The organism is Lysinibacillus sp. KCTC 33748 (assembly GCF_002237755.1).
Taxonomy (GTDB): Bacteria; Bacillota; Bacilli; order Bacillales_A; family Planococcaceae; genus Lysinibacillus.
This window is the reverse complement of record NZ_MWSJ01000028.1, coordinates 55,925-66,103: the sequence shown is the minus strand read 5'-3', so window position 1 is coordinate 66,103 and position 10,179 is coordinate 55,925. Positions and strand designations below refer to the sequence as shown.

Below are 10,179 nucleotides of genomic sequence, written 5' to 3'. Positions count from 1 at the left end.
GACTACAGGTTGGCTCCCTAGTACAGTCGTAGCATCAGTTTAACATACTAAAGCCTTATGAAAAATCGAAAAATCACTAGGCTTATTCGGCATGGTCCAATTTATCAAAATAATACCAGAGAGTTAAGAAAGTTATTATAGATACTTGACTAATCGTAAGAAAAGAGCTGCCTATGCAACTCAATGAATTCAAGTAAAGCCAGCGTTAGTTGAGTAAGAAGTTTAGTTTCTAAATAAAGCGATATTTACGTGAAAATTGCGTGATAACCAAAATACTCGTTAACCCAACAACGAGATACCATATTATATTAAAAGGAACTATGTACATTAATACACCAAATAAAATAGCTGTTAAAAAGCTAACTGTAATTGATTGTACATTCGTAATTTTATCTTGAATTAAATAATATAAAGTGAATGGTAGTGCTAAAGTAAATAACGGAATATAAATTGTTACAATAGATATTTCAATGAGGGATATTGAAAGCACGGCTATTATAAAACCTATTGACGTAGTAAGCGTTCTTCCTACAAATACTTTACCAGTAAAATAGCCGTATAGCAGAATAAACATAATCGTTAAACTGGCACAAATTCCCGTTATTAATACAAATGAATGGCCCATGAAGAAAGCTGCTATTGAGAAACAAACTAAAGAAACGAATGGCAACAACAATATTGAAGGATTTTGCACTTTTTCTATATTCATTACATTTGTAAAACCTACAAGGAATAATAAAGTAAATGGAATCGCCAAATATCCTAACTCGAAGTGATTACCTAGATTAATATAACTAACCTCAAGTTTGCCGACCATTATTATTACAAGTGATGCACAAATATGACCAATCAGTCCCCAAATGCTTGATAATTTAAAAGCTTGGGTAAGCTTATCCGTAATTACAATTGAAACGATGCCAATTAATAAAGCTAAATATAACAAATTTTCCCCTCCCAAATTAATTCATTAGAAATACTCAAAGTTAAATATCACTTTCTACAATTATACAGGAGATGTAAAAGATATCCAAATAGAATAGTGATGCTTATTGAACTATCCTGCTCCGTTAGTAGAATAGCAACAATCTTTTAGAAAACAGCCTTATAAATAAAAAAACGCCACAAAAATGTGACGCTTTTCATCGCTTTTCTGCTAAATGAGTTGTTGATTTCCGTTCTGGACAAGAGATTCCCTGGGCATCCAGTCTCCATTACAATGAACCAATTCATTTAGCTAGTATCCAATTATTTATTAATATTGAATAAGTGTTTTAATGTCTAAGTCACCAAGTTTTGCACGACCGTTTAGCTCTGTTAATTCGATAAGGAAGGCACAGCCAACTACTTGACCACCTAATTGTTCAACTAAACGCACTGTCGCTTCAACTGTACCACCAGTCGCAAGTAAGTCATCACAGATTAATACTTTTTGACCTGGTTTAATCGCATCATTGTGCATTGTTAGTGTATCTTTACCGTATTCAAGGCCGTAGTCAGCACTGATTACTTCACGTGGTAATTTTCCTGGCTTACGAACAGGTGCAAATCCAATTTCAAGCGCATAAGCAACTGGGCATCCGATAATGAAGCCACGAGCCTCAGGACCTACCACAATTTCAGCACCTAATTCTTTTGCGTAACTTACGATTTGATCTGTCGCATACTTGTATGCAGTACCGTTATCCATAATTGTCGTAATATCTTTGAAGCTGATACCTTCTTTCGGCCAGTTCTCAACCGTTGTTACGTATTGCTTTAAATCCATGTTATTGTTCCTCCTACGAAACTTTTTCGCATATTAATGTAATCGTTCATCAAACCATTGTTTTATTTCTATATAAGGGGCATATACTAGCTTTTGCTCCATTTCAATCTGTTCTGAACGCTGTTTGTAAGACGGTGCCTCTGTAAGTGCCTGTTTCGGTGCATTCACGTTGACAGTCGTCAGTCCACTCTCCATTTTAACAAAATCAAGCTCAAAAAACACCTGTGTCATAAATTTTAATGCATCTAATGGCCAACCTGTATGCTTCGCTAATTCAGACAAATGCATATTCAGTGGAAAAGCAGGACGATTTTTTAAAAACTTATAATACCAGGAGAATTGCTCACGTGTAGGCAATCCACTGAAATACTGAGAATCAGGCATATAAAAATGTGCATAAATACGGGAAGGTGCTGTTTTTCGTAAGACATCTTCTAACATTTGAACATTTTGTGGCAAATCTAGCAGCACGATATAATTGGTTTGTTCTACATTTGAAAGCTTAGGATCCACTGCTAGGATTGGCACACCAATTAACGACTGGTAATAGGTTACTGTCTCTGGACGGAAGGCGATGAATGTTGCCTCCTCTTTTGGGACCGTATTTAACCAGCGTGATGTTTGTCGGATACCACGAATATCAAATAATTGCCATTCAGTCGTTTGAACATCCTCTATCATAAATTGTGCTTTTTTACGTCCTTGCCACTCGTTAATTTGTAAATCTCCAGTAAATGAAACTTTTATTCCATATGTTAATTCATCGTGTAAATGTCCTTTATTGAAACCGACGCTATCCAATTTTTCATAGCCATCCGTCAATTCCATTTTTATATGATTTTCTGCTGCTCCAATTTTCCGCATGGAGGATATTTCCACATCTTCGAGCACATATACAGGCTTCGGAAAATCCGTACCATATGGACCGAGCGATGATATTTCTTCAATAGCATCTGCTGAAATTTCATCTATTTTTAGTGGGATGTCAATATTGAGAACAGGTGTTAATTGCTCTTCTGATAAACATGCTCTTGCTTGAGTATCTAAGCGTGCTCTTAATTCATCAACATGCTCAATGGGTAACGTCATCCCCGCTGCCATAGGATGCCCACCAAAATGAGGTAATATATCTCGATTTTTCGCTAGTTCATTAAATAAATGGAATCCTTCAATACTACGAGCCGAACCTTTAGCTGTTCCTTTTTCATAGTCTAGTGACAATACAATGGTTGGACGATAATAAAGCTCTACAAGACGAGACGCAACAATCCCTACTACCCCAGCATTCCAGCCTTCTCCAGCGATCACTAAAACGAGTGAATCTCCAATTTTTTTATCTGATTCGATGAGAGCAATGGCCTCATCTGTAATACTCTTTACAATATCTTTGCGTTCACTATTACATGTATTAAGTTGTTTCGCCAATGCTGTTGCTTTAGCATTATCCTCAGCCATTAATAGCTCTACACCTGGTGCCGCTTCTCCAAGTCGACCAACTGCATTTAAACGCGGTCCAAAGTAAAAGCCGATTGTTTCTTCACTGATTTTAGCTTGCTCTGCACTTGCAACTTCACACATCGCTTGTACCCAAGGGCTGAGTGAACGACGCATTTCTTCTATTCCTCGCTTTACTAGGTAGCGATTTTCATCAACTAATGGTACTAAATCCGCTACTGTTCCAACAGCTACATATTCGAATAAATGCGTTGGCAGTTCCCCATATAGAGCATGAGCTAACTTAAACGCTACACCTACACCTGCTAGCTCACCAAAAGGATAATGTCCTTCTGGTATACGAGGATGTAAAATAATATCTGCAGGTGGTAATTCATCGCCTGGTTCATGGTGATCTGTAACGATAACATCCATACCTAGTTCCTTCGCGATACGAATCGGTTCCATCCCTGAAATACCATTATCAACTGTAATAATTAGTTGAACACCCTCTTCATGTGCTTCACGAAATAGTGCTTCGTGCGGTCCATAGCCGTGAATAAAACGATTTGGTATTTTAAACGAAACATCGGCACCGAGATCAAGTAACACATTCAGCATGACTGTCGTGCTAGTGACACCATCCGCGTCATAATCGCCGTATACTAGGATTTTCTCTCCATTATCAAGTGCTTGCTCTATACGTGCTACCGCTTCTGCCATGCCGTGCATTAAAAACGGGTCATGGATACTTGCTTCTGTCATATTCAATAAGCTCTCTGCGTCAGCAGTTGTTTCGCAGCCTCGTGCTGCTAAAATTTTTGCTGCAATCGCAGAAAGTTGTAGGTCATTTTGTAATGTTTGGACAAGCTTCGCGTCTGGACGCTCTACTTGCCATCTCTTTTTCGATAGAATCATCTTTTCACTTCCTCACGAAAGCTATTATACCGAAAATCTAGACTATCCGCACTATCTGCTAGAATGATAGTTTTACCTGTAAAGTTGTGGCAGTCCGTCGTCGTTTCTACTACTCTCTAACAATCTCAAAAGAAAAAAGCCTACTCCGTTAAAGAGTAGACTTCTGAAACACACCTTTTGAAGCAGACACTAATGCCTCAATCTTCTCCAAATTACCTTCATGCAATGCTGTCACGATCGCACTACCAACGATTACACCATCACTAAGTGCCCCCATGCTTACCACCTGCTCAGGAGTTGAAATTCCAAAGCCGGCTAGAACTGGTATTTGGCTTGCTTCACGTAAGCGTGCAAAATGATCATGTAAATCATCTGCAAAACTTGCACGGGCCCCTGTAATTCCATTGACTGTCACAGCATAGACAAACCCTTGACTAGCAGCCGCAATACGTGCAATTCGCTCAGGAGGACTTGTTAACGATACAAGCTGAACGATGTCGATACCACGAGAATTTAAAGTGTCGCGTAAGATCTCACTTTCTTCAAGCGGTACATCAGGAACGATTAACCCTTTAACACCCCCTGCTACACAAGCTTTAGCAAAAGCCTCTAACCCAAAAGCTAAAACAGGATTAAAATAAGTCATGACAACTAATGGAACTTGAATTTCTCCTCTAAATGAAGCTAATACTGCAAGCACTTTACGTAATGTTACACCTTCGGCTAAAGCACGTTCACCTGCTTGCTCGATCGTCGGTCCATCCGCTACAGGATCCGTAAACGGTATACCCACTTCAATTGCCGTTACACCCATTTCCTGTAGCTTCAGGATCGTTGGCTTCAAAGTTTCCAGACCCCCATCCCCCGCCATAATATAAGGTACAAATGCTTTATTACCAGCGATTTTCGTTTGTTCAATTGCCTGCTGTAGTTTTGTCATTACACTTCTCCTCCTAATGCTTTTCGGACAGTATGAACATCCTTATCTCCTCGGCCGGACAAGCAAACTACAATGATGTCATCTGTAGACATTGTCTTCGCAAGTTTTGCTGTATAAGCAATAGCATGGGAGCTTTCTAGTGCAGGTAGTATACCTTCCGTTTTACTCAGTAATTGCAAGCCCTCAAGTGCTTCACTATCTGTAATCGAATCAAATTGAACACGCCCAATATCATGTAAATAACAATGCTCTGGACCTTTCCCTGGATAATCTAGACCAGCTGAAATAGAATGTGCTTCCTGCACAAAACCATTTTCATCTTGTAATAAATACATGTATGCACCGTGTAAAACGCCTAGCTGTCCACCTGCAATTGCTGCCGCATGCTTACCTGTCTCAATGCCACTGCCTGCAGCCTCTACTCCGTATAACGCTACAGTCTCGTCATCGACAAAAGGATGGAACATACCGATTGCATTACTACCGCCTCCTATACAAGCAACGACTGCATCTGGTAAACGACCTTCTTTATTTAAAATTTGCTCTCTAGTTTCAACACCAATTACACGCTGGAAATCCCTTACGATTTTTGGAAATGGATGTGGTCCTAAAGCCGAGCCCAAAATATAATGAGTATCCTCAACATTTGTCACCCAGTAGCGTAGTGCCGCATTGACAGCATCCTTCAATGTTTTTGAACCTGTTTCTACAGATTCCACTTTTGTACCGAGTAACTCCATGCGAAACACATTCAACTGTTGGCGTTTGATATCCTCTGCGCCCATAAAAACAACACATTCAAGATTTAATAATGCGCATGCTGTTGCCGTCGCCACTCCATGCTGCCCTGCACCTGTTTCTGCCACTATTTTCTTTTTACCCATTCGTTTTGCAAGAAGTGCTTGACCAATCGCATTATTAATCTTATGGGCTCCAGTATGATTTAAATCTTCACGCTTTAAATAAACCTTCGCGCCACCTAGCTCTTTTGTTAAATTTTCTGCGTAATACAACGGCGTTTCACGACCAACATATTGTTGTAAATAATAAGCCAGTTCCTCAGTAAATGCTTGATCATTCATTGCCTCATCATAGGCTGTTTCTAATTCCAACAAAGCTGTCATTAATGTTTCTGGAACAAATTGACCCCCAAATTTTCCGTATCGCCCTTCCTTTGTCGGTACACTATTTGCAATTGAATTCGCCATTATGCTCTCTCCTTCTTTACTGCCTGTATAAATGCGGTTATTTTAGCTATATCTTTTACACCGTCTGTCTCCACACCACTTGATACATCTACCATAAATGGCGACACAAGTGATACTGCTTCTCCTATATTTTCAGCTTGCAAACCACCTGCTAACATTAACTTTTCTCGCGGAATCCCTACTTTTTCTAGGAGGGTCCAATCAAACGTATTACCACTACCTCCTTTAAAGTCTGTTCCTGGCGCATCAAATAGGTAATAGTCCACATCATAATTAGCAGCAACCTGAACATCTTCAGCACCTCTGACGGACAAAGCCTTAATTGCAGGATAGCCTTGCCGACGAATAAAATCAGGAGATTCCTCCCCATGGTATTGCACATAATCTAGTGGCACACTTTCTATTACAGTTCGTAATTCCTCCGCGCTTGGATTAACAAAAACACCGATTTTTAAAACGCTCTCTGGCACATGTTTGGCTAATTGTTGTGCCTGTTCAATCGTCACTCGTCGTTTACTTGGTGCAAAGACAAAACCAATGGCTTCAGCCCCTGCCTCTACTGCTGCCCGTACATGCTGTTGTTCCTTTAGTCCACAAATTTTTACTTTCATCATACAGATGCCCCCACCTTATTGACCTGTAAACTTTTTAGAGCAAAACCAGCATCACCACTGCGCATTAATGACTCACCTACAAGAACGCCACTAGCTCCCATAGCCGCCACCTCTTTAGCGTCTTCTTGTGTCCATATCCCACTTTCACTTATTAAAACCTTCTCTTCACCGAACGGAAAAGCTTCAGCAATTTCACGTGTTCGGTCTAAGCTCACTTCAAACGTACGTAAGTCTCGGTTATTGACGCCAATTAGTTTGGCACCAACTGCAATAGCTCGCTCAAGCTCTTCGAGATCATGCACCTCCACTAATACCTCTAAATTTAAACCTGTTGCATAGCTATACAGATCACGTAATGCTTGATCGGTTAACCCGGCCACAATTAATAAAATAATTGATGCACCTGATGCCTTCGCAAATCGAATTTGCACACGATCGATCATAAAATCCTTACAAAGAAGTGGCGTTTGGACAGCATTTGCAACTGCAGCTAAATCATCAAAGGAGCCTTTAAAAAACTGTTTATCTGTTAAAATGGAAATGGCTGCTGCCCCTGCGTCTGCATAAATTTTTGCTTGTGCCACTGGATCTGCCCCTTCCGCGATTAGCCCTTTCGAGGGGGAAGCACGCTTCATCTCAGAAATAACTTGTAATGTTTCAGCTTTTCGCAATTGCTCAAACAACGATGGACGCGGTTTTTCTGTAAAATTCGCTAAAGGGTCGGGCTGTTCAAGTAAAGCACAAACTTCAATCTTTTTTTGTTCGAGAATTTTATTTAAAATATTCATTGTTGGACCTCCACTCCTTTAATATGCTCACTATAAGTAACGACTGCCTCTAATTTTTGAAGGGCACGCCCGCTAAAAATACTATCTTTCGCTATTTCTACACCTTCTTTAACGGTTTCAGCGATTCCATAGCTGAACAACCCAATACCGGCATTCAATAAAACGGTGTCAAAATAAGCATTTTGTTCACCGGCTAATAATGAACGCATAATTGCCGCGTTTTCATCTGCATTACCTCCACGAATAGCCTCTATTGGTGCATAGCTGAGACCCGCTTCTTCTGCAGTTAACGAAAATGGAATTAAGTCTCCCTTATCTAGTAAGACAAAAGTATTTTGACCAGCTAATGACGCCTCATCTAAACCTAGTGGCCCAGAAACGACCATTGCACGTTCTCGCCCGAGCATTTGTAATACAGATGCATATTCCATGACAAAATTAGGACGATTAATACCTGTAAATTGCGTCGATAAAGGCACTGGATTCGTAAGAGGACCGACAAGATTAAAAATTGTTGGCTTGCCAAGTGCACGACGAACCTCGCCAATTCGCTTTAATTTCGGATGAACATTCGGAGCATATAAAAAGGCTATTCCTTCTTTCTCTAACAGATCGACAGTTTGTTCAATAGAAATATTCGTATGAATACCGAGTGCCTCCAAAACATCAGAGCTTCCTGATGCCGAAGATATTTTTCGATTGCCGTGCTTTGCCATTTTGACACCGGCACCCGCTAATACAAAGGCGCAAGTGGTACTAATATTAAATGTATTAAGTCCATCGCCACCAGTACCACAATTATCCATATAGACCCCTTCGTTTGCTGGGAAGTCTAATGCAAATGAACGCATAGTTGTGGCTAATGCAGCTACTTCATGTGCAGTTTCACCTTTGACAGATAATGCCGTTAAAAAGCTTGCGATTTGATCCTTTGGTGTGTCATCTAGAAACATCCATTTTGCTGCCTGTAGCATTTCCTCATACATTAAATGCTCTCGGCGTTGTACTTTTTCACGAATACCTTCCATTAGTGGGAACCTCCTTCTTTTTCAAGTAGCTGTAAAAATTCCTGTTCGTCCTCTTCTACTTGATTCAAAACTTCTTCAATATTTGTATATTTGGTCACCATTACAGTCGATTGCATATGCATCGTTTCATTTTCTATGACAACGGATTTCCCTGTTAAGGCAAAATCAAGATGACCGTTAAAACCAAGAAATCCAAGAGCACCTCTAAATATCCCAGTAGTTTGATTAGATTCATCTAAATTATCCTTTACCTGACCCTTTGGAACACACGTTGATGCAAAGGATGGTAATGTCGCAGCTAATACATCAAGTGCTTGAAGCATCGGTAGGATTTGTCCCTCGACTCTCGATGTCATGTGCAATGCATGCGTGGAACGCTCAATTCTCATCGCCTCAATGACTTGAATGGAATCTCGGAAGCACACAGACTGTAGCTCTTGTTGCACGGCAGAAACAAGTACAGCATGCGACTCCCTAATATTTGCGTTTTCATGTAGCTTGCGTTCCTGCTCTAAATCTTCACCCTTTGTGGAGCCTCTAGGAAATGCCCCCTCAGTTGGTGTGGCAATCACACGCTCACCTTTTACTCGAATTAGACTTTCAGGAGATGTCCCTAAGACAATATGATCGTCAAATTCTACATAATACATATAGGGAGCAGGATGTTTTTTTCGCAATTGACGATATAAAGAAAAAGCATCTCCTTGTAAATTTGCTAAAATGCACTTTGATAACATAACCCTAGTAATATCCTCATCTAAAGTAGCTTTGATCGATGCAAGAGATGTTGCAAACTGTTCATTCGTAGTCGATTCGAAAGGGTCAAAGCTACAAGCCGTATCCTCATTCTCTCTCCCTTTTAAAAGCTGCTCTGCCAACACTTCTAAATTTGGTTCTTTTTTTTCCGCATCAATATTCGTATAAATTAAAGTAACCTCATCTGTTACATGATCAAACACAATAACTGTCTCATATACATGGAAATGCACATCTGGTAACTCCGCTTTATCCTGTTCAGTCGAAAACCTTGTTGTTGTACCTTGACCAACATAGCCAACAGCTCCGCCTGAAAATGGGAATTGTGTCGTATTGGATATACGTGGCATTAACCTTTTCATTAAAACAAACATGTCGCCCTTATGTGTATAGGTGTGTCCAGTCTTATATGAATATTCCTGAATCTCATCTCCAAAGCCTTTATATGTTTTTCTTGGATTAGCGCCGATAAAAGAAAAGCGTCCTGCTCCTTCATGCTGTGCTGAACTTTCCAGCAAAAATTTATGTTTCCCTTGAAGGCGTCTAAAAATTAAAATCGGTGTTAATGAATCAGCATTAATAGTTTTCATTTTTGTTCTTGAACTCGTTGATAGCATAATGACCAAGCTCCTTTTCTTAAAAATCCACTACCTTTAGACTTACAAATGTTTAGTTACTGAATCAGTTCTTGTTGAAAAAAAGATCAGCATAGCGTAGGGTTGATTTCC

General features: G+C 39.9%; 9 protein-coding genes. All 9 read right to left on the bottom strand.

Annotation, left to right across the window (positions count from 1 at the left end):
• Positions 1 to 229: 229 nt before the first annotated feature.
• Positions 230 to 943: an MraY family glycosyltransferase gene (locus B1B04_RS22595; protein WP_079563601.1), complete on the bottom strand. Its 714-nt coding sequence runs from the start codon at positions 941 to 943 to the stop codon at positions 230 to 232.
• Positions 944 to 1,252: 309 nt separating this feature from the next.
• Positions 1,253 to 1,765: an adenine phosphoribosyltransferase gene (locus B1B04_RS22590; RefSeq protein WP_079563600.1), complete on the bottom strand. Its 513-nt coding sequence runs from the start codon at positions 1,763 to 1,765 to the stop codon at positions 1,253 to 1,255.
• A 33-nt stretch (positions 1,766 to 1,798) separates the two neighbouring features.
• Positions 1,799 to 4,117: a single-stranded-DNA-specific exonuclease RecJ gene (gene recJ / locus B1B04_RS22585; protein ID WP_079563599.1), complete on the bottom strand. Its 2,319-nt coding sequence runs from the start codon at positions 4,115 to 4,117 to the stop codon at positions 1,799 to 1,801.
• A gap of 148 nt (positions 4,118 to 4,265) precedes the next feature.
• Complete coding sequence (trpA, locus tag B1B04_RS22580) at positions 4,266 to 5,057, bottom strand: tryptophan synthase subunit alpha (protein ID WP_079563598.1); 792 nt, start codon at positions 5,055 to 5,057, stop codon at positions 4,266 to 4,268.
• Positions 5,057 to 6,265 (bottom strand): tryptophan synthase subunit beta, encoded by a 1,209-nt coding sequence (gene trpB, locus B1B04_RS22575; protein ID WP_079563597.1) that lies wholly within the window; start codon positions 6,263 to 6,265, stop codon positions 5,057 to 5,059. The genes trpA and trpB overlap by 1 nt, the downstream gene beginning before the upstream one ends.
• Positions 6,265 to 6,879, bottom strand: coding sequence for a phosphoribosylanthranilate isomerase (locus B1B04_RS22570; RefSeq protein WP_079563596.1), 615 nt, complete (start codon positions 6,877 to 6,879; stop codon positions 6,265 to 6,267). Before B1B04_RS22570 ends, trpB begins: the two co-directional genes overlap by 1 nt.
• Entirely contained in the window at positions 6,876 to 7,667 is a 792-nt protein-coding gene (gene trpC, locus B1B04_RS22565; protein WP_079563595.1) for an indole-3-glycerol phosphate synthase TrpC, read from the bottom strand. The genes B1B04_RS22570 and trpC overlap by 4 nt, the downstream gene beginning before the upstream one ends.
• Positions 7,664 to 8,695, bottom strand: coding sequence for an anthranilate phosphoribosyltransferase (gene trpD, locus B1B04_RS22560; RefSeq protein WP_079563594.1), 1,032 nt, complete (start codon positions 8,693 to 8,695; stop codon positions 7,664 to 7,666). Before trpD ends, trpC begins: the two co-directional genes overlap by 4 nt.
• Complete coding sequence (locus B1B04_RS22555) at positions 8,695 to 10,068, bottom strand: chorismate-binding protein (protein WP_079563593.1); 1,374 nt, start codon at positions 10,066 to 10,068, stop codon at positions 8,695 to 8,697. The genes trpD and B1B04_RS22555 overlap by 1 nt, the downstream gene beginning before the upstream one ends.
• Between the last annotated feature and the right edge of the window lie 111 nt (positions 10,069 to 10,179).

Bases quoted from the DNA above. Each gene is read 5' to 3' on its own strand.
- B1B04_RS22590 (WP_079563600.1), bottom strand. From the start codon at position 1,765: ATGGATTTAAAGCAATACGTAACAACGGTTGAGAACTGGCCGAAAGAA.
- recJ (WP_079563599.1), bottom strand. From the start codon at position 4,117: ATGATTCTATCGAAAAAGAGATGGCAAGTAGAGCGTCCAGACGCGAAG.
- trpA (WP_079563598.1), bottom strand. From the start codon at position 5,057: ATGACAAAACTACAGCAGGCAATTGAACAAACGAAAATCGCTGGTAAT.
- trpB (WP_079563597.1), bottom strand. From the start codon at position 6,265: ATGGCGAATTCAATTGCAAATAGTGTACCGACAAAGGAAGGGCGATAC.
- B1B04_RS22570 (WP_079563596.1), bottom strand. From the start codon at position 6,879: ATGATGAAAGTAAAAATTTGTGGACTAAAGGAACAACAGCATGTACGG.
- trpC (WP_079563595.1), bottom strand. From the start codon at position 7,667: ATGAATATTTTAAATAAAATTCTCGAACAAAAAAAGATTGAAGTTTGT.
- trpD (WP_079563594.1), bottom strand. From the start codon at position 8,695: ATGGAAGGTATTCGTGAAAAAGTACAACGCCGAGAGCATTTAATGTAT.
- B1B04_RS22555 (WP_079563593.1), bottom strand. From the start codon at position 10,068: ATGCTATCAACGAGTTCAAGAACAAAAATGAAAACTATTAATGCTGAT.